This window comes from Mesorhizobium sp. CA4 (assembly GCF_020165075.1).
Classification (GTDB): Bacteria; Pseudomonadota; Alphaproteobacteria; order Rhizobiales; family Rhizobiaceae; genus Mesorhizobium.
In genome coordinates, this window is sequence record NZ_JAIUHK010000011.1 from 116882 (window position 1) to 135333 (window position 18452).

At 65.1% G+C, this 18452-nt stretch carries 16 protein-coding genes; 6 read left to right on the top strand and 10 right to left on the bottom strand.

All coding sequences use genetic code 11. The features are described from left to right. Window positions 1–167: 167 nt before the first annotated feature. From LB528_RS11825 to LB528_RS11855, 7 genes are all read right to left on the bottom strand, one after another. Entirely contained in the window at window positions 168–767 is a 600-nt protein-coding gene (locus LB528_RS11825) for a VOC family protein (RefSeq protein ID WP_224714998.1), read from the bottom strand. Between the two features lie 75 nt (window positions 768–842). Next, on the bottom strand, window positions 843–1673 hold the full coding sequence (locus LB528_RS11830) for an ATP-binding cassette domain-containing protein (protein ID WP_224714999.1): 831 nt from the start codon (window positions 1671–1673) through the stop codon (window positions 843–845). After that, the gene (locus LB528_RS11835; protein ID WP_224715000.1) at window positions 1666–2544 is read right to left on the bottom strand and encodes an ABC transporter ATP-binding protein; all 879 of its coding nucleotides are present in this window, start codon (window positions 2542–2544) and stop codon (window positions 1666–1668) included. The genes LB528_RS11830 and LB528_RS11835 overlap by 8 nt, the downstream gene beginning before the upstream one ends. Next, complete coding sequence (locus LB528_RS11840) at window positions 2541–3389, bottom strand: ABC transporter permease (RefSeq protein WP_224514208.1); 849 nt, start codon at window positions 3387–3389, stop codon at window positions 2541–2543. Before LB528_RS11840 ends, LB528_RS11835 begins: the two co-directional genes overlap by 4 nt. Beyond that, a complete protein-coding gene (locus LB528_RS11845; RefSeq protein ID WP_224514206.1) occupies window positions 3382–4389 on the bottom strand; it encodes an ABC transporter permease in 1008 nt (335 codons plus the stop codon). Before LB528_RS11845 ends, LB528_RS11840 begins: the two co-directional genes overlap by 8 nt. A 68-nt stretch (window positions 4390–4457) precedes the next feature. Further along, entirely contained in the window at window positions 4458–5987 is a 1530-nt protein-coding gene (locus LB528_RS11850) for an ABC transporter substrate-binding protein (protein WP_224715001.1), read from the bottom strand. A gap of 145 nt (window positions 5988–6132) precedes the next feature. Beyond that, complete coding sequence (locus LB528_RS11855; RefSeq protein ID WP_224715002.1) at window positions 6133–7707, bottom strand: phytoene desaturase family protein; 1575 nt, start codon at window positions 7705–7707, stop codon at window positions 6133–6135. A 121-nt stretch (window positions 7708–7828) separates the two neighbouring features. On the opposite strand from LB528_RS11855, the gene LB528_RS11860 reads away from it, so the two are divergent. The 5 genes from LB528_RS11860 to LB528_RS11880 all read left to right on the top strand — a co-directional run bounded on the left by LB528_RS11860 (window position 7829) and on the right by LB528_RS11880 (window position 14751). Beyond that, entirely contained in the window at window positions 7829–8620 is a 792-nt protein-coding gene (locus LB528_RS11860; RefSeq protein ID WP_224514200.1) for a cyclase family protein, read from the top strand. A gap of 301 nt (window positions 8621–8921) precedes the next feature. Continuing rightward, window positions 8922–10493, top strand: coding sequence for a phytoene desaturase family protein (locus tag LB528_RS11865; protein WP_224715003.1), 1572 nt, complete (start codon window positions 8922–8924; stop codon window positions 10491–10493). Further along, window positions 10493–10975: a MarR family winged helix-turn-helix transcriptional regulator gene (locus tag LB528_RS11870; protein ID WP_224514196.1), complete on the top strand. Its 483-nt coding sequence runs from the start codon at window positions 10493–10495 to the stop codon at window positions 10973–10975. Before LB528_RS11865 ends, LB528_RS11870 begins: the two co-directional genes overlap by 1 nt. 61 nt (window positions 10976–11036) lie before the next feature. After that, window positions 11037–13190 carry an indolepyruvate ferredoxin oxidoreductase subunit alpha gene (locus LB528_RS11875; RefSeq protein WP_224715004.1) on the top strand — a complete coding sequence of 718 codons (2154 nt, stop codon included), beginning with the start codon at window positions 11037–11039 and terminating at the stop codon, window positions 13188–13190. Further along, window positions 13183–14751: an indolepyruvate oxidoreductase subunit beta family protein gene (locus LB528_RS11880; protein ID WP_224715005.1), complete on the top strand. Its 1569-nt coding sequence runs from the start codon at window positions 13183–13185 to the stop codon at window positions 14749–14751. The genes LB528_RS11875 and LB528_RS11880 overlap by 8 nt, the downstream gene beginning before the upstream one ends. Before the next feature lie 22 nt (window positions 14752–14773). On the opposite strand, the gene LB528_RS11885 is transcribed toward LB528_RS11880, so the two are convergent. Then, window positions 14774–15112 (bottom strand): hypothetical protein, encoded by a 339-nt coding sequence (locus LB528_RS11885; protein ID WP_224715006.1) that lies wholly within the window; start codon window positions 15110–15112, stop codon window positions 14774–14776. Window positions 15113–15301: 189 nt separating this feature from the next. Here LB528_RS11885 and LB528_RS11890 point away from each other — a divergent pair, with 189 nt between their 5' ends. Then, window positions 15302–15568: a GCG_CRPN prefix-to-repeats domain-containing protein gene (locus LB528_RS11890; protein WP_224715007.1), complete on the top strand. Its 267-nt coding sequence runs from the start codon at window positions 15302–15304 to the stop codon at window positions 15566–15568. A 56-nt stretch (window positions 15569–15624) separates the two neighbouring features. Here the strand turns inward: LB528_RS11890 and LB528_RS11895 are convergent, their stop codons facing one another. Together LB528_RS11895 and LB528_RS11900 are read right to left on the bottom strand one after the other, a co-directional pair. Then, the gene (locus LB528_RS11895; protein ID WP_224715008.1) at window positions 15625–16863 is read right to left on the bottom strand and encodes a DUF1501 domain-containing protein; all 1239 of its coding nucleotides are present in this window, start codon (window positions 16861–16863) and stop codon (window positions 15625–15627) included. 49 nt (window positions 16864–16912) lie between these two features. Continuing rightward, complete coding sequence (locus LB528_RS11900; RefSeq protein ID WP_411962148.1) at window positions 16913–18421, bottom strand: DUF1800 domain-containing protein; 1509 nt, start codon at window positions 18419–18421, stop codon at window positions 16913–16915. Window positions 18422–18452: the final 31 nt, after the last annotated feature.

Here is an 18452-nt window from a genome sequence, read left to right on the forward strand (position 1 = left end):
CCAGGAAAAGTGCGTAGCGGTTTTCCGTCCGGAATTGCATGAAACGCTCTAAGGCTTAGAGAACCGCCGGCAACGCCGGCGATCCCAAAAGCACTATCGCGCTGCCGGGCAATTATTTCAAGCTTAAAGTTTCACAATTGAACGATCGCCCGTTCGCGAGCAACAGCTCACTTGGTAGGATCCTTCGGGCTCCACAGAACGGTTTCGGCGCCCTTCTCGTAGGCCATCCCTTCGGGGTAGCTGATCGCCTCGAGCTGCAGCCCCCACGGCGCCTGGAAATAGAGGATGGTCTGGCCCGCGGCCGGCCCTTCCTTCACCGGCAGCGGTCCCATCCGGGTTCTAACACCCTTTGCCTCGAGATAGGTTTTCGCCGCGGCAACATCGTCGACATAAAAGGCGATGTGGAAGCCGCCGATATCGCTGTTCTTCGGCGTCAAATCCTTCTGGTCGGGCGCCGTGTATTTGAACAGTTCGATGTTCGATCCATAGCCGCAGCGCACCAAGGTGATCTCCTCGATCACCGCCTTCGGATCGACGCCAAGCAGATCCTGCATGAAGGTGCCCTTGTCATCCGCGTACGGCCCGAAGGACATCGCCTTCTTGCAGCCGACGATATTGGTGAAGAAATCGACGGCCTGCTTCATGTCCGGCACGGTGATGCCGGTATGGTCGTGTCCGCGCATGCCGGGGATCGAATCCGCGGAAGCCACTCCCATTGCGCCGAACAAAGAGGCCGCGAGGATCGCCGCCTGGATTGCGTATTTCATGTCACCCTCCGTTGGCGGGCTGACTTGTCCTTGCGCACATCCGAGGCCCGCTGGTCGGTGTGCGAATGGCCCATTTCACTCGGGCGCCTTTGCTGCCGGCCGCAGCCAGTCCGGATCGATTTCCGGCAGCGGAATGGCGGCGAGCAGGTCGCGCGTGTAACTCTCCTTCGGGTTCTCGAACAGCGCGTCGGTGGCGCTGGCCTCGACGATCCTGCCTTCGCGCATGACGATGACCTGCTGGCAGAGCCGCCGGATCACCGATAGGTCATGGCTGATGAAGGCGACCGTCAGCCCCATCTCGGCCGCCAGCTTTTCCAGCAGCGTCAGGATCTGCGCCTGCGTCGAGACGTCGAGGCCGGAGACGATCTCGTCGGCCAGCACGAATCTCGGCGACAGCGCCAGGGCCCGCGCGATGCCGACGCGCTGCCGCTGTCCGCCTGATAATTCGTGACGATAGCGGCTGGCAAAATTCTGCGGCAGGCCGACGCGCTGCAGCGCTTCCGCGACACGTTCCTTCAGCCTGTCGCCAAGCCCGTTCTGCCGCAAGGGGGCTGCGATGATGTTGAAGATCGTGTGGCGCGGATTGAGCGACGACATCGGATCCTGGAAGATCATCTGCAGGTCGCGGCGCAGCGGCCTGAGCTCGGCTTCCGAAAGACGGCTGATGTCGCGCCCCTCGAAACCGATGGAGCCTGCGCTAGGTTCGAGCAGCCGGACCAGCGCGCGCCCGAGCGTCGATTTGCCCGAACCGGATTCGCCGACGATGCCGGTCACCGATCCCATGGGCAGATCGAAGTCGAGCCCTTTCAGGATCTCGGCCAGCGGCGCGCGGCCGATCAGCGGCTTGCGCGTCATGTCGGGCAGCGCCACCTTCAGCCCGCGCACGGAAAACAGCGGCTCAGCCATGGCCGGGCCTCCAGGCCTGGTCGGCGGCGGCGATCTCTGCGGCCAATCCGGCAAGCACGCTTTCGTCCACCGGCTTTAGCGAAGCAAACGGGTCGGTGTAGCGCGGTGTCGCCGCCATCAGCGCGCGCGTATAGGGGTGCTGCGGGTTAGCGAAAAGGGCGCTCGAATCAGCTTCCTCGACCACCTTGCCGGCATAGAGCACCGACACTTTCTGGCTGATCTTGGCAACCACGCCGAGGTCGTGGGTGACGAACAGGATCGCCGTGCCATGATCGCGCTGCAGTTGCGCGATGAGCCGCAGGATCTGTTTCTGCACCGTTACGTCCAGCGCCGTGGTCGGCTCGTCGGCGACAATCAATCGGGGCTCCGCCGCGAAAGCCGCCGCGATCAGCACACGCTGGCGCATGCCGCCGGACAATTCATGCGGATAGCTCTTCAGCACGCGCTCGGAATCGCGGATCTGCACCTCGTCGAGCAACTGCCGGATGCGCTGGTCCGCCGTCTCTGTGCTCCAGCCGAGGATGCGCACCAGCCGGTCGGTCATTTGCGGGCCGATGCGGCGCGACGGGTTGAGTGCGGTGAGCGGATCCTGCGGGATCAGCGCCGTGCGCGCGCCGATTAAGGTCCGCCGCGCCTTCGGATCGAGGCGGCCGAGGTCCTCGCCCTCGATCAGCATCTCGCCTTCGACGATGCGCACGCTTTTCGGCAGCACGCCAAGCACCGCCTTGCCGATCATCGTCTTGCCGGCGCCGCTCTCGCCGACCAGCGCGCGCACCTCGCCCGGCTGCACGCTGAGCGACACGGAGCGCAGCACGCGCTGGCCGTTGGGAAGCACGGCGCTCAAGCCGCGAATGTCGAGGCAGGCGCTCATCGCAGCACCGGATCGAAGCGCGCCTTCAGCGCTTCGCCGAATTGGGTGAAGGAAAGCACGGTGAGGATCAGCGTGATGAGCGGGAACACCAGGACCCACCAGGCCTGATGGATCGACAGCCGTCCCTCGGCGATGATGCTGCCCCAGGTCGGGTCGTCGGTCGAGATCGACAGATTGACGAAGGAGAGGATCGCCTCGACGATGACAGCGATGCCCATCTCCAGGGACAGCAGCGCCACCACCGATGGCAGCACATTGGGCAGCACTTCGCGCAGCATGATGCCGACGCGGCCATAGCCGGCGATGCGCGCGCTTTCGACATAATCCATGCGCGCCTGGCTCATCGCCTCGGCCCGGATCACCCGGCAGAAGCGCGTCCAGTCGATGATTGCAATGGCGAGGATGACGGAGCTCAGGCCGGTGCCCAGCACCGCGACCAGCAGGATCGCGAACAGCACCGGCGGAAACGCCATCCAGACATCGACGATGCGCGAGATGATGCGGTCGGGCCAGCCGCCGAAATAGCCGGCGATCAGGCCGAGCGCGGAGCCGAGCAGGCACGCGGACGTCGCCGCCGCGAAGGCGACGATGAAGGCGATGCGGCCGCCGAAGATCAGCCGCGACAACAGATCGCGTCCAAGGCTGTCGGTGCCGAGCCAGTAGCCGGGTTCGGCCCCGTCCAGCCAGAAGGGCGGCAGGCGTTCCAGCATCAAATCCTGCGCCAGCGGGTCCTGCGGCGCGATCAATGGCGCGAAGATGGCCGCGAGCAGTGCCAGCAGAAGCCAGCCGCCGGCTAGCCACAGCCTCGGGCTCAAACCTCGCCTGGCGACATTTGCCTCATCCATGGCGCAGCCTCGGATTGAGCAGCGCATACATCATGTCGACGGCGAGGTTGATCAGCACGAAGAGCAGCGCGAACACCAGCACGATGCCCTGGATCAGAGGCAGGTCGCGGTTGATGACGGCGTCGATCGCCATGTTGCCGAGGCCTTCATAGGAGAACAGCCGCTCGACGATGACGGTGCCGCCGATGAGGAAGGTGAACTGCACGCCGACCAGCGTCAGCGTCGGCAGCGCCGCATTCTTCAGCGCCTCGCGCAGAATGACCTGTGTCTCGGAAAAACCTTTGACCCGCGCCAGCACCACATAATCGAGATCGAGCACTTCCTTCAGCGACTGTTTCAAGAGCTGCGCGATGATCGCCGCCAGCGGCAGCGCCAGCGCGACCGCCGGCATCAGCATGTGCTTGAGCAGGTCCCAGGTGAGGTCGAAACGCAGCCTGAGAATGCTCTCGGCCAGATAGAACTGGGTGGCGAAGGGCAAATCGAGCTGCGGCGACACGCGGCCGGAAATGTCGAAGACGGGCACCAGCACCCCGAACAGCAGGATGAGCACCAGGCCCCAGAGGAAATCGGGGATAGAGAGCGTCGCGCCGCTGGCGACGTCAATGCCGGCCTCTATCGCCGTGCCGCGCGAGCGCGCGCCGAGGATCGCGGCGGTGGTGCCGATCGCGGTCGCCATCAGCAGTGCGACCGTCGCCAGCTCCAGCGTCGCCGGCAGCCGGTTGAACACCAGGCCGAGCACGTCCTGGCGCAGCGAGATCGACGTGCCGAAATTCCCATGCAGCACGCCGCCGAGCCAGATGAAGAATTGCTGCACGATGCTCTTGTCGAGCCCGTAGAGCGCGCGCAGCCGCGCAATGTCGTCGTCGCTGGCGCCGGGCGGCAGCATCATCGCGATCGGATCGCCGGGGGCGACGCGGATGACGACGAAAACGACGACGGCGACGCCGAACAGCGTCACCAGCATCGTCAAAAGACGAACGAGGAATCTTTGCAGCAGCATGCGCCCATATGTCCGGATGAAAATGCGCGCCGTCTTGCGGACGGCGCGCGGCAATCCAGAACCGACGATCAGGCGGCCGGGGTCATCAGCGCCGGCAGCAGCGCGCCGGACACATGCTGCACGACATTGACCTTTTTCGAATGCACGATCGGTTGCACATATTGGATCAGCGGCAGCACATAGGCCTGCTCGGCGATGTATTTGTCGACGGCCTTCCAGCCCGCGATGCGCTTGGCCTCGTCCTTTTCGCCCCACAACGGGGTGATCATATCGATCAGATCCTGGCTGTCCCACACCGAATGCGGGCTTGGGCCATACATGGCAAAGCCGGTCGAGGTGGTCGGATCGCCGATCGAGTTGCCCCAGTTGTAGAAGGCGGCCGGCGCCAGCTTGTCGGCGGCGCGCAGCTCGTAATGCTTGGCGATCTCGTAGACCTCGATATTGGCCTCGATGCCGACCTTGCGCCACATGCCGACGATCGCCTGGATCATCTCATAATCCTTGGGCTTGAAGCCCTTGGTCGTCTGGATGGTGAACTTGACCGGCTTCTTGGGCGAATAGCCGGAGGCGGCGAGCCACTCCTTGGCCTTCTCCGGATTGTGCTCGACTTTGATCGATGGATCGAAGGCCGTGTATTCCGGCGTCTCCAGCGTGGCGATCGGCTGACCGTAGCCGCGCAGCAGCCGCTTGACCAGAAGCTCCTTGTCGACTGCCATCACGGCGGCCTGGCGGACATTCTTGTCCAGCATCGCCTCGATGTCGTTGAAGAAGATCATGCCGATGTCGGAAACATTCTTGATCGAGCCGGCAAGCCCGTCCTTGGCAATCAGCCGGTCATATTCCTCATAGGGGATTTCGAGCGTCACCTGCGAGGAGCCGGACTCGATTTCGGCGACACGGCTCGCCGCGTCGGTGACGAATTTGATCGTCACATTCTCGAAGGCGGGCTTGGTGCCCCAATACTGCGGATTGGCCTTCAGCCGCAGGAACGCATTGCGCTCGAACTTGTCGACCATATAGGGACCGGTGCCGATCGGCGCCTTCTCGAAGCCTTCCGCACCGACCTTCTCGTAATAGGCCTTCGGCATGATGTAGCCGGTCAGGAACGACATCCATTTGAAATAGACCGGGTCGAACTGCACGACGTCGCCGGTGATCTTGTTGCCGTCGATCTTGAAGTTGTTCACGTTCTTCCAGACGAACTGGATCGGATTGCCGGTCTTCTCGTCACCGGCCCGCTGCAGCGACCACACCACGTCTTCCGGTGTGAAGGGCGAGCCGTCATGCCATTTCACGCCGTCGCGCACCGTCATCGTCACCTTGGTGCGGTCGTCGTTCCAGCCCCATTCGGTGAGCAGGCCCGGCGTGAAGGAAAGATCGGGCTTCTGTCCGATGATCTGGTCAAATACCGATTGATAAAGGCCTTGGATGGTCGGATTGACGGCCGAGGGTCCGGTCGTCGGATCCCATGAAGGCAAGTTGACGTTGTAGGCGATGGTGAGCTCGTCCGCCGCCTTTGCCGCCCTCGGCAGGCCAAACGTGGCGGCACTGAGCGCCGCTGCGCCATATCCAAGCAAGTCACGTCTGTTGATGGTCATGGTCGTTCCCCTTGTTGGTTGTCATTGTCTGCGCGGCGTTTTCATTCGGTGGTGGGCAACCGCGCCTTGTCCATCCCGGAATTCTAGCTCTTTATTGGAGCATGATCTTTCTCCGAAAACCGGTTCCCACTTTCGGGATCATGCTCTAGTTCCCTCCCAGCTGTTGGGCGAGCATGTAGCCGGAGCCCGCGCCTGTGCCGGCGCCTGGCCATGTCGCGGCGCCGGTGAGGTAGAGGTTTGAGACCGGCGTGCTCCAGCGCGCGAAGCCCCGCGTCGGGCGGAAGAGGAAGTTCTGCGCCAGATGATGGCTGCCGCAGATCTGGTCGCCGCCGACGAGGTTCGGATTCTCGCGTTCGAGATCGAGCGGCGAGAAGATCGCGCGGCCGAGGATCTTTTTGCGCAATCCCGGCGCATAGCTCTCGATGATGTCGAGCACGCGCTCGGCGTAGGCGTCCTTGACCGCATCCCAGTGCGCGGGCGCGATCTTGCCCGCGGCATCGCCAAGGATCTCCGCCGGCAGCATGCGCACCTGCACCCATAGCACATGCTTGCCTGGCGGCGCTCGCAACGGATCGACCGCCGTCGGCTGGCCGACGACGAGGACAGGTTGATCGGGAAGGATGCCGGCGATCGCCTGCTGATAAACGCGCGACATGGCGTCGAGCGACGGCGCTAGATGCACATAGGCGAACTGGCGAAGCTCGGCGCCTGCGCTCCAGTCGGGCAGGTCGTCCAGCGCCAGGTGGATCATCATCGTACCCGGCGCGTGGCGGTATGTCTTCATCGCCGCATCGAAGCCGGCGTCACCCGAACCATTGGGCAGAAGCTTGCCCGGCAACGCTTTCGGCGCGACCCCGGCAATGACCGCCTTGCTTGCGGCATGGGTTTCGCCGGATGCCAGCCGCACCCCCGTCGCCCGGCCGCCGGCCACCGTGATCTCCGACACCTCCGCGCCTGTTGTGATCTTGCCGCCGGCCACCTTGAGCATGCCGGCAAGCGCGCGAATGATGGTATCGGCGCCGCCTTTGCCGAGCACCATGCCGAAACTCTGGTTGGCCATCGATTCCAGGTAAGGGAACACGGCGCCGCCGGCGATGTCGGGCGCGAAATCGAGATGCATGCCCCAGGCCGCGAGTGTCGTGCGCACATGCGGCGTCTCGAAATTTTCCTCGAGCCACGCGCGCGGCGATGACAGCAGCAATCGTCCCGTGTCGAGCGCGCCGGCCAGGCCCTTCTTGCGCCAGATGTTCCATGCGCTGCCGGCCAGCGCCCTTGCGCTCATCGGCGATCCCAGCAGCCGGAAGAGATGTTCGGCCTCGCCCGGAAAGGCGCCGACCAGGCGGCGCCATGTGGCTGCATCCGCCGCCGAGAAGGCAGCCAGCCGCGACGCCGTCTTTTCCAGGTCGTTGCTGACGCCGAACCATGTCCCGTCCGGGAAGGCGCTGGCGAAGCAGTCGGCCACGGGCGCGAACTCCAGCCCGTGGCTTTTCAATTCATTTGCATATTTCCGGTGGAAGGCGGAGCCGGCGAAGAGGCTCAAATTCATCGCGCCGAAATCGTGCCGGAAGCCGGGAAGCGTGTACTCGGCGGTCCGTACTGCGCCGCCGATCGTCTCGCCGCGTTCGAAAACCGCTATTTTCCAACCTTTGAGCGCCAGATGCGCGGCGCATGCCAGACTGTTATGGCCCGCCCCGACAAAGATGGCGTCGAACTCGCTCACGCCCCGCCCCAAAATGCTTTATGCTTAAAGATAATTGCAGATGCATATGTTTTCGTCTAGTAGGTATATTAAGGGCCGCAACGAGCCTTGATGATCACGATACAAGAGGGAACGAAAGACCATGGACACGCAGAAACTCCTCGGCGAGGTCGCCAGCCAGCTGCTTTCGGGAGCAATCAAGGTGGTCGACCTGACGGCGCCGCTCGGGCCGAATACGCCCCTGATCAAGCTGCCGCCGGAACTCGCCGTCGACACGCCGAAGGTCGAGATCCACGCGATCTCCAAATATGACAAGAACGGTCCGTGGTGGGCCTGGAACTGGCTGAAACTCGGCGAGCATTCGGGCACGCATTTCGACGCGCCGCAGCACTGGATCACCGGCAAGGATTATCCGGACGGCGCCACCGACACCATTCCGGCACAGAATTTCATCGGCCCGGTCAACGTCATCGACTGTTCGAAAGAGGCGGCCGCGGACCACGACTTCCTGCTCACCGTCGATCACATCAAGGCCTGGGAAGCCAAGCACGGCGCCATCAATCCCGGCGAGTGGGTGGTGATGCGCACCGACTGGTACAAGCGCAACGGCTCGGAAGCCGAGTTCCTCAACGCCAATGAGACCGGCCCGCATACGCCCGGCCCGACGGCGGAGGCCATCCAGTTCCTGATAGCCAAGGACATCAAGGGCTGGGGCTCGGAGACGATCGGCACCGATGCCGGCAAGGCCGGCGGCATGGAGCCGCCATTCCCGGCGCACACGCTGATGCACAAGGCCAACCGTTATGGCCTGGCGAGCCTCTGCAACCTCGACCAGCTGCCGCCGAAGGGCGCGATCCTGATCGCCGCCCCGCTCAAGATCGAGCACGGTACCGGCAGCCCGATCCGCGCATTGGCGCTGGTGCCGGGCAAGTAAGGCGAGGTGGCGGTCTTCGGGAGAAGATCATGCTCGAGGGCAATGGAGTGATGCAGTCAAGGCGGCCGTTCTGTAGCGTCAGCACTCTACGGCGCCCCCCTCTGTCCTGCCGGACATCTCCCCCTCTAGGGGGGAGATTGGATGTCACCTCCGCTTTCGCCAATTTCGCACGTCGCAGGACGATGTGGGGCGTCAAAACTGCCAATCTCCCCCCTAGAGGGGGAGATGTCCGGCAGGACAGAGGGGGGCGCGAAGGAACTCGGCTTAGCCTGATTGGCCTCCCGTCATCCGGGGGCGCCCAATGACCGCCCCCGACCACATCATCGTCGGCAGCGGCATCAACGCCCTGGTCTGCGCGGCGATGCTTGGCGCCAAGGGCGCCAAGGTGCTCGTGCTCGAGCGCAACGACCGTATCGGCGGCTGCGTGCGCAGCGAGGAGATCACGGCGCCGGGCTTCGTCCATGACGTGATGGCCACGACCTTCGTGCTGTTCATCACCTCGCCGGCGTTCGCCGCGCTCGGCAAGGACCTTGCGCGGCATGGACTGGAGTTCTGCCACACCGCCACCCCGACAGGCGTGCTCACGCCCGACGGCAGCCATGCCGTGCTCACCACCGACCGTGCCGCCAACATCGGGACGCTGAACCGGATCGCCTCCGGCGACGGCGACCGCCATGGCGGCGATGTCAGCGGTATCGAGCGCAATGCCGGGCTGCTGTTCGGCCTGCTCGGCGGCGCACTGTGGTCCTATCCGACGACCAAGCTCATCGCCGGCGAGGCCTGGCGGCGAGGCCCGCGCAACCTTGCCGCGTTCATGGGCGAGGCGCTGGTGCCCGCGCGCGGCTGGCTGGAAACGACCTACACTTCCGACCTTATCCGTGCGCTCTGGGCGCCCTGGGTGCTGCATGCCGGGCTTGGACCGGAAGACGCCTTCTCCGGCCAGATCGCCAAGGTCATCGCCTTCGCGCTGGAGGCGGCCGGCGCGCCGATCGTCAAGGGCGGCGCGAAAAACCTGCTCGCCGCTTTCGAGGCGCTGATCAAGGAGCGCGGCGGCGAGATACGCGTCGACGCCGACGTCGTCTCGATCATCCAGAGCGGTGGCCGCGTCTCCGGCGTGCGGCTCGCTTCCGGCGAGACGTTGAACGCCGAAAAGAGCGTCATCTGCTCGGTCACGCCAACGCAGCTCTATGGCCGCCTGCTCGGCGACGCGGCTCCAAAGCGTGACGTCGAAGCGACGCGCATTTATCGCTATGGCAAGGGCAATTTCCAGATCCATTACGCGCTGGACAAGCCGCCGGCCTGGCGCGGCGAGGGCCTGGACAAGGTGGCGCTGCTGCATCTGACGCCGGGTTTGGATGGCGTGTCGAAGGCCTGCAACGAGGCGGTGCGCGGCCTGCTGCCCGAAGTGCCGACCATCTGCGTCGGCCAGCCGCATGCGCTCGACCCGTCGCGCTGCCCCGAGGGCAGGGCGATCCTCTGGCTTCAGCTTCCGGAGGCGCCGCGCCACGTCAGGGGTGATGCCGCCGGCAAGCTCGAAGCGCCCGCCGACGGCGGCTGGACCGAAGCGCTGCGCGAAGCCTATGCCGACCGCGTCGAGGCGATCCTCGCCAACCACATCGACGGTTTCCGCGAGAGCGTGATCGCGCGCCGCGCCTATTCGCCGGCGGACCTCGAAGCCATGAACATCAACCTTGTCGGCGGCGATCCCTATGGCGGCTCGTCGACCATCGACCAGTCCTTCCTGTGGCGGCCGTTCAAGGCGAGCCGCAACCACGAGACCGGCATCAAAGGCCTCTATCATATCGGCGCTTCCACGCACCCAGGCGCCGGCCTCGGCGGCGGCTCCGGGTTCCTTCTGGCGGGGAGGCTGTGATGGAACAGAAGCTTCCGGAAAAGCGCCAGCGCATCTCGACCCTCGGCCAGATCGGCCTGCAGCAATTCGCGCCCTATCTGATGAACCGCATCATGGGCCGCTACAACGCTACTTTACGTGACGACTTCCGCAAGCAGGGCCTGACCATTCAGCAGGTGCGGACGCTCGCCGTGCTGTCAGTCACCGACGGCGTCACCGTCAACGACCTCTCGGTCTACACGGTGATCGAACAGTCGACCTTGAGCCGCACGCTCGACACGCTGGAAGGGCAGGGCCTGGTGCGGCGCGAGCAAGGCGTCACCGACAGCCGCATCCGCCATGTATTCCTGACCGATGAGGGCCGCGCGCTGTTCACCCGCGCCTGGCCGGCCATGCATGATGCGTTCGAGGCGATGTTCGACGGTGTCGACGATGCCGAATATGCCGCGCTGATCGCGATCCTGCAGAAGATGCTGAAGAACATCCGCAAGCACGACATCTGAGTTTGACGCAAGCGCCGCCTGCCCAAATGCAACGGGAAGGCGGCAACGGAAGGAGGCAGAGATGGCCGAACGGTCTTTTGCCAAGGAAGTCGAAAAGCTGAGGCTTGGCGCCGGCGAGGAATTCGCCGGCGAGGGCATCCTCGCCATCACCAAGGCGCTCTTGCAATGCGGCGTCGGCTATGTCGGCGGCTATCAGGGCGCGCCGATCAGCCATCTGATGGACGTGCTGGCCGACGCGCAGGATATCCTGGGCGAGCTAGGCGTGCATTTCGAGGCAAGCGCCTCGGAAGCGACAGCCACCGCCATGCTCGCCGCCTCCGTGCATTATCCGATCCGCGGTGCCGCCACCTTCAAGTCGACGGTCGGCACCAACGTCGCTTCCGATGCGCTGGCCAACCTGGCGTCCGGCGGCGTCACCGGCGGCGCGCTGATCATCGTCGGCGAGGACTATGGCGAGGGTTCCTCCATCATGCAGGAGCGCAGCCATGCCTTTGCCATGAAGAGCCAGGTCTGGCTGCTCGACCCGCGCCCGAACCTGCCGTCGATCGTCAAGGCGGTCGAGGACGGCTTCGAGCTGTCGGAGGCGTCGAATACGCCGGTGATGCTGCAGGTGCGCATCCGCTGCTGCCACGTCCACGGCCACTTCACCGCCAAGGATAACAAGCGCCCGCCAATGTCTGTCGCCGATGCGCTGTCTGCGCCGCGCCGCGACACCGGCCGCATCGTGCTGCCGCCCGCTTCCTTCCTGCATGAGAAGGAGAAGGTCGCCAAGCGCTGGCCGGCGGCGGTGGATTTCATCAAGAGCCGCAAGATCAACGAGATGTTCGGGCCGGACCACGGCTCGGTCGGCATCGTCATGCAGGGCGGCATGTATAATTCGGTCATCCGCGCGCTGCAGCGGCTCGGCCTTGCCGACACCTATGGCGACACCGACGTGCCGCTTTATGTGCTGAACGCCGTCTACCCGCTGGTCGACGACGAGTTCCTCGCCTTCTGCGAAGGCAAGCAGGCGGTGCTGGTCGTCGAGGAAGGCCAGCCCAACTATATCGAGCAGGCCTTTGCCGCGATGCTGCACAAGGCCGGCCGCGGCACGAAGCTGGTCGGCAAGGAGCATCTGCCGATGGCCGGCGAATATACCGGGCAGGTCATGCTCGACGGCATCGGCTCCTTCCTGCGCGCCAACGCTCCGCACCTGCTGCCGGGCGAAATCCGCGCGCCGAACAAGCTGGGTGAAGGGGTCGACACCGCCGATCTCATCAATGTCGTTCCCGGTCGTCCGCCGGGTTTCTGCGTCGGCTGTCCCGAGCGGCCGATCTTCGCCGCGACGAAGCTGGTCGAGCAGGAACTCGGCAAGCACCACATCGCCTCCGATATCGGCTGCCATCTGTTCTCGATCATGCCTCCCTTCGAGCTCGGCGCCACCACCATGGGCTATGGGCTGGGGCCGGCCTCGGCCTCCGCCTTCAATTCGCCGGACGCCAAGCGGCGCTCGATCTCCTTCGTCGGCGATGGCGGCTTCTGGCACAACGGCCTGACCTCCTCGATCGGCAACGCCGTCTTCAACAAGAATGACGGCGTCATCGTCATTGTCGACAATTTCTATTCGGCCGCCACCGGCGGCCAGGACATCCTGTCCTCACGCGCCAACAACCGGACCAAGTCGACCAGGCATCCGATCGACGAAGCGGTGAAGGGCATGGGCGTCAAATGGCTGCGCCACATCGACCGCACCTATGATGTCGGCAAGATGCAAGCCGCGCTGCGCGACGCGCTGACCACTGAGGAGAAGGGGCCGAAGGTCATCGTCGCCTCGTCCGAATGCATGCTCAACCGCCAGCGCCGCGAGAAGCCCCTGGTCGACAAGGCGATCAAGGGCGGCGAGCGCGTGGTGAAGCCGAAATTCGGCGTCGACGAGGATATCTGCACCGGCGACCATGCCTGCATGCGGCTCTCCGGCTGCCCGTCGCTGTCGGTCAAGTCGCTCGACGATCCGCTGCGCGACGATCCGGTCGCCTCGATCGACCAGAATTGCGTCGGCTGCGGCAATTGCGGCGAGGTGGCGGATGCGGCCGTGCTTTGCCCGTCCTTCTACCGCGCCGACGTCGTCCACAATCCCGGCCGCTGGGACCGTTTCCTCGAAGGGGCGCGCCGCGCCGCGATCGGCCTTCTGCAGCGCCGCCGCGAGAGCCGCCGCCTGATGTTCGCCGATGCTTGACCAGGCTTCTCCCCTGCGCCCGAAGGCCGGCGCCTCCGACGACGAGCGTGTGATAAAGCTCGCCGTGCTCGCCGTCGGCGGCCAAGGCGGCGGCGTGCTCGCCGACTGGATCACCGATGTCGCCGAGCGCAACGGCTATATCGCGCAATCGACCTCGGTGGCCGGCGTCGCGCAGCGCACCGGCGCGACGATCTATTATATCGAGATGGCCCGCGACACCGGCCGGCTGCCGGTTTTCGCGCTGTCGCCTTCGCAGGGTGACGTCGACATATTGATCGCCGCCGAATTGATGGAGGCGGGCCGCGCCATCATCCGCGGTTTCGTCACGCCTGAGCGCACCACGCTGATTACGTCCTCGCACCGCATCGCCGCCGTCTCGGAAAAGATCGAGCCGGGCGACGGCCGCGCCTCGTCGGAAAAAGTGCATGCGACGGCGCAAGCGGCGGCCAGGCGCTTCATCGCCTTCGACATGGAAAAGATTGCCGCCGAGAACGGCACGATGATCTCGGCCAGCCTGCTCGGCGCGCTGGCCGGCTCCGACGCGCTGCCCTTCACCCGCGAAAGCTACGAGCAGGCGATCGGCGCCGGCGGCCGTGGCGTCAAGCCGAGCCTTGCCGCCTTCGGCGCTGCTTACGATCGCGCGCGCGGGATTGCGGCAGCGCCGGCCGACGATAAGACAGCGAAGCCGGCGGCGGCCGAACCCAAGTCGACGGCGAAGGTCAGCGGACCGGAAACCCTCCTTCAGGGTTGGCAGGAGCTTGCCGGTCGCGTGGCATTGCTCGCGGAGCCCGTGCGCGACATGGCCGAGCGCGGGCTGAAGAAGGTCGTCGATTACCAGGACATCGCCTATGGCGGCGAATACCTCGACCGGTTGGGCAAAGCGGTGGCGCTGGACAATGCGGAGCGCGGCTACACGCTGTCGATCGCCGCGGCAAAGCATCTCGCCAACGCCATGTGCTACGACGACATGATCCGCGTCGCGGATTTGAAGACACGCTCGACGCGAGACAAGCGGGTGCGCAAGGAGGTCGGCGTCAAGGAAGGCTCGGTCCTGCAGGTCACCGAATATTTCCATCCGCGCATCGAGGAATTCTGCGGCACCCTGCCGGCGGGGCTCGGCAGCTACATCGAGAACCGGCCAAAACTCGCCGCCTTCCTCGACCGCCGCATCAATCGCGGCCGTCACATCCGCACCGACAGTTTCACCGGCTTCGCTATGCTGTGGTTCATCGGCGGCCTGCGCCGCTGGCGCCGCCGCCTGCTGCGCCACAGGGTCGAGGTCGAGCATCTCGAGCGCTGGTACGGCCTGGCGCTCAGCAAGGCAGGTGAAGACTATGCGTTCGGAGTCGAAATCTTGAACTGCCGGCGGCTGATCAAGGGCTACAGCGACACCCATGCCCGCGCCCAGTCGAAATTCGACCGCGTGCTCTCGGCGCTTCCCATGCTCGAGGGCAGGGAGGACGCCGCCGACTGGATCCGCCGCCTCCGCGAGGCGGCGCTGAAGGACGAGAAGGGCGACATGCTGGACGGCGCGCTGAAGACGGTGGCGACGCTCAACTAGAATCACCTTAAATAAATGGCGATTATTTCTGATCCCAGCCGACCACTATGCCATTCTCTACTATAACGCGATCGCTATAGCGGTTCTTGCCAGTTTGGTTGTATTTCAACGTGTGCGCGACTTTCGTTTTATAGACCCGCTCGGTCATATCCGCTGGCTTTCCCCAGGAATCGATCAATTGCTCAAAGGTCATGCCCTGCCAAATTCGTCGGATCATGATCCAATCCGCGATCTCCTCGTCGCCATATTTTGCTAGAAGCAAAGCGCGACGTTTCTTCTGTGCAGACTTTTTTGCAGCGCTGACAATTGCTGCTAAGCCAGCCGCACCGGCACCAATAACAACAAGAACGGAAATAGACATATTCTCCCCCATCTCCAGACAAAAAAGCAAAACAACTTGGAAATGTCGAGGGACTAAGGGAATTGAGAGGATATCCGGATTGCTGCCGCCGATCTGGCCGCTAACGAGGATGTGATCCGCACCGCTCCGACGGAATTAGGCCCTGTCCTCCGTTTCACGGAGGTAGGGACAAATTTACGGAGACAACGCATGTTCGCAAAATACTTTCTGCCTCTCGCCATGGCTGCCGGCACGTTGATGCTGTCCAGTGTCGGCTCGCAGGCCATGCCAATGGCCAAGCCTGTTGCTGCGCCGCTGCCCATCGAAACCGTCGGCTGGCGCTGCGGTCCCGGCTGGCACGTGAACCGCTGGGGCAATTGCGTGCCCAACGGACGCAGGTTCATCCGGCCCGTGCGCCATTGGCATCCCGGCTTCTGGGCGCATCACCGCTGGCACCCCGGCTATTGGAGGTGGTGACCGCTTTCAGAAAAGCGTGGACGCCCGCGCCCGAAAACGGCGCGGGCGTATTTCGTTCAAACAACCAAGTCCCGCATCGGCTTCACCGCCGCCGACTCCGGAAACACCTTGTCGCCAAGCACCGCAGCGGAAAGCCCGAACTGATCCGCCAGTAGCCCCTTCAGCACCGCGCGCACATCGCTGGTCGGCGCCAGGTCGCGGCCTTCGTAGAGCTGCGCCGGCTTCAGTCCCGGCCAGTCGGCGATGACGCGGCCGCCCTTGATCGCGCCGCCGGCGAGCAGCACCACCGTGCCGGTGCCGTGATCGGTGCCGACCGTGCCGTTGATGCGCGCTGTGCGGCCGAACTCGGTGATGGCGACGACCGCCGTGTCCTTCCAGCGCGCGCCGAGCCCTTTCTCGAACTCCTCGAAGGCGCCGTCCAGGCCGCCGAGCAGATTGGCGAGCCGGCCGGTGGCGCCGCCTTCGTTGACATGCGTGTCCCAGCCGTCGAAGGCGAGTGCTGCGATGCGCGGCCCGTCATCGGCCGCCATCAGCCTCGCCGCGCCTTGCGCCGACTGCCGCATGCCGGCGGCGTTGTCGAGGCCGCCCTTGGGCTTCATCGTCTTGCCGTCGAGTTGGTCGCCCAGCGCCATGCGGTCGGCGTCGAGCCCTTTCTGAAGTGCGGCCGCCAGCACAGGATCGCGATGGTTGTAGAGGTCGAGCACGCGTTCGGCCAAGGCGTCGCCGGGCGTCGGCAGCGCCTGCGGCGCCCAGCCGAGCACGGGCGCGCCGCCGCGGATCACCAGCGGCGTCGAAGGCCCGACTGCCAGTCCGCCGAGCTTCGCCACACGCTCGCCCGCCGGCAGGCTGGCCAACGCCCGGTTGAGCCAGCCGGTCGTGGCGTTGCCGGGCGCCGGCAGGCCGCTTTCCAGCACGTCCTGGCCGTCGAAATGCGAGCGGTCGCGGTAGCCGGTCGCCGCCGCATGCACGACCGCCGCCTGGCCCGCCTTGAACAGGCGCGCAAACACCGGCATTGCCGGGTTGACGGCGAAGAAACCGTCAAGCGGCAATGCCGGGTTGGCGCCTGAGAGCGAAAGCGCGATATCGCCGTGCAGGCCGGCATAGTCTGGATCGCCGACCGGACCGACCGTCGACAACCCGTCCAGCGCGCCGCGCAGCACGATGACGATCAGGCGTGGATCGCGATTGTCGGCAGCGCGCGCCAAGCGCGGCAGATAGGCCCAGGCAAACAGCGCGCCGCCGCTCATCAGCACCGCGCGGCGGGACAGGCTGGGGGTTTCGCAAAGAAGGCTCATGGCCGCATCTCCATCACTGTTACCGGCGCTGGAATTACCGGCGCTGGAATTACCGGCGCTGGAATTCCGGCGCCATCAACAGCAGCGCCAGGCCTTGCTGCTTGGACTCCGCGCGCGAAATCGCCTGCCGTGTCTCGGCCGACACGGATGTGCCGATCAGCGAGGCCAGCATCTCGTCTGGATCGCCGACATCGTCCGCCTGCTTCGCCGCCTGCCAGGCAATGTCCAGCCGCGTCTTCAGGCCCTCGGCCGAGGCCCATGCATCCGTTTGGTCGGAAAAGCCGTTCGGCCCCGGCGGTCGCCACAGCGGCTCGCCGAGCACGTTCAGCCAGCCGAGCGACCGTTGCGGTTCGTTGCCGGCGGTGGCGCCGACCGCTCGCCGCAGCGCCACGACATAGTCCAAAGGCGAGCGCAGCTTCGTGAGCGGCGTCGACCAGGCTTCGGGCATGTCGATCAGCGTCAACGCGATCGCTCGCAGGTCGCCGTCGGTCTTGGTGAAGACCGTGGCCAGACGGGCGACCGCCGCCGGGGGCGGATCGTCCGCAATGAAATGACGGGCAAGTTTGGTGGCGATGTGCTGCGCGGTGGCCGGGTGACGGGCAATGTCGTTGAGCGCCGCCTCCGCCTGGCCCATGCCGCCGTCGGGATAGGTCTTGCCGAGCAGCGCGGCCTGGCCCGGCTGATGGGCATTGGCGTTGAAGACGAAGCTTCCCGGCTCGCCCAGCCGCCCCTCGCGCCCGGCCATCGTCCAGCCGGTCAGCATGGCGGCGAAACTGGTGACGTCGGCCTGAGTATAGCCGCTGCCGACGCCCAGCGTGTGCAGCTCCAGGATCTCGCGGGCGAGATTCTCGTTGAGGCCGCGTCCGCGCCGCTTGCCGGCGCGGGAATCGGGGCCGATGGACTGCCGGTTGTCGAGATAAAACAGCATGGCCGGATGATGCTCGACGGCCAAAAGCATGTCGGCGAAGCGGCCGAGCACGAAGGGCCGGATCGCCTCGCGTTCGAAGGCCCCGGCGCAGGCCCGCACGACCGGCGCCTTGGCGACGGAGACGCAGAAATGGTTCGACCAGAAGCCGACCAGGCGCTCCACGAAACCGGGCGCCGCAGTGAGCGCCTTGTCGAACCGGGCCTGCGCCTCGTCGCGATAGATGTCGGCTTCGACACGCGGCACCGCGGGTTTGGCTTTTGCCACGGCGGGGCCGGCTGGATCATCCGCTGCCATCGGCTGCATGACGACCGCCGCCATCTCGGCCCGCGCCGCCTTGCGCTCCATGGTTGCCGCCATGCTGGCCTGGATCGCCGCGGTGCTGTCCAGCAGCCCGGCATTCCGTGGGTCGTCGGGGGAAATGAGCGCGATGTCCTGCTGCTTGAGCTCGGCCTTGAGGTAACCGCGCGGATCGGCGGCGATCTTTCCGAAATCGTCGCCGGGTTTTGCGCCGAGGCCGAAGCGGTGGAGCGCCACCAGCGCCGGATCAGGCGATACGGACTTTGAAACCGGTGTGGCCAACGAAGCCTCCGTCCGAGCCCGACGCAGATCGCGCCGGGCGACATGTTGCATGATAGCAAGAGCGTTCACAACGCCGGCCGCA

Coding starts and splice junctions, on each gene's coding strand:
- LB528_RS11825 (WP_224714998.1), bottom strand. CDS start 767: ATGAAATACGCAATCCAGGCGGCGATCCTCGCGGCCTCTTTGTTCGGC.
- LB528_RS11830 (WP_224714999.1), bottom strand. CDS start 1,673: ATGGCTGAGCCGCTGTTTTCCGTGCGCGGGCTGAAGGTGGCGCTGCCC.
- LB528_RS11835 (WP_224715000.1), bottom strand. CDS start 2,544: ATGAGCGCCTGCCTCGACATTCGCGGCTTGAGCGCCGTGCTTCCCAAC.
- LB528_RS11840 (WP_224514208.1), bottom strand. CDS start 3,389: ATGGATGAGGCAAATGTCGCCAGGCGAGGTTTGAGCCCGAGGCTGTGG.
- LB528_RS11845 (WP_224514206.1), bottom strand. CDS start 4,389: ATGCTGCTGCAAAGATTCCTCGTTCGTCTTTTGACGATGCTGGTGACG.
- LB528_RS11850 (WP_224715001.1), bottom strand. CDS start 5,987: ATGACCATCAACAGACGTGACTTGCTTGGATATGGCGCAGCGGCGCTC.
- LB528_RS11860 (WP_224514200.1), top strand. CDS start 7,829: ATGGACACGCAGAAACTCCTCGGCGAGGTCGCCAGCCAGCTGCTTTCG.
- LB528_RS11865 (WP_224715003.1), top strand. CDS start 8,922: ATGACCGCCCCCGACCACATCATCGTCGGCAGCGGCATCAACGCCCTG.
- LB528_RS11870 (WP_224514196.1), top strand. CDS start 10,493: ATGGAACAGAAGCTTCCGGAAAAGCGCCAGCGCATCTCGACCCTCGGC.
- LB528_RS11875 (WP_224715004.1), top strand. CDS start 11,037: ATGGCCGAACGGTCTTTTGCCAAGGAAGTCGAAAAGCTGAGGCTTGGC.
- LB528_RS11880 (WP_224715005.1), top strand. CDS start 13,183: ATGCTTGACCAGGCTTCTCCCCTGCGCCCGAAGGCCGGCGCCTCCGAC.
- LB528_RS11885 (WP_224715006.1), bottom strand. CDS start 15,112: ATGTCTATTTCCGTTCTTGTTGTTATTGGTGCCGGTGCGGCTGGCTTA.
- LB528_RS11890 (WP_224715007.1), top strand. CDS start 15,302: ATGTTCGCAAAATACTTTCTGCCTCTCGCCATGGCTGCCGGCACGTTG.
- LB528_RS11895 (WP_224715008.1), bottom strand. CDS start 16,863: ATGAGCCTTCTTTGCGAAACCCCCAGCCTGTCCCGCCGCGCGGTGCTG.
- LB528_RS11900 (WP_411962148.1), bottom strand. CDS start 18,421: ATGCAACATGTCGCCCGGCGCGATCTGCGTCGGGCTCGGACGGAGGCT.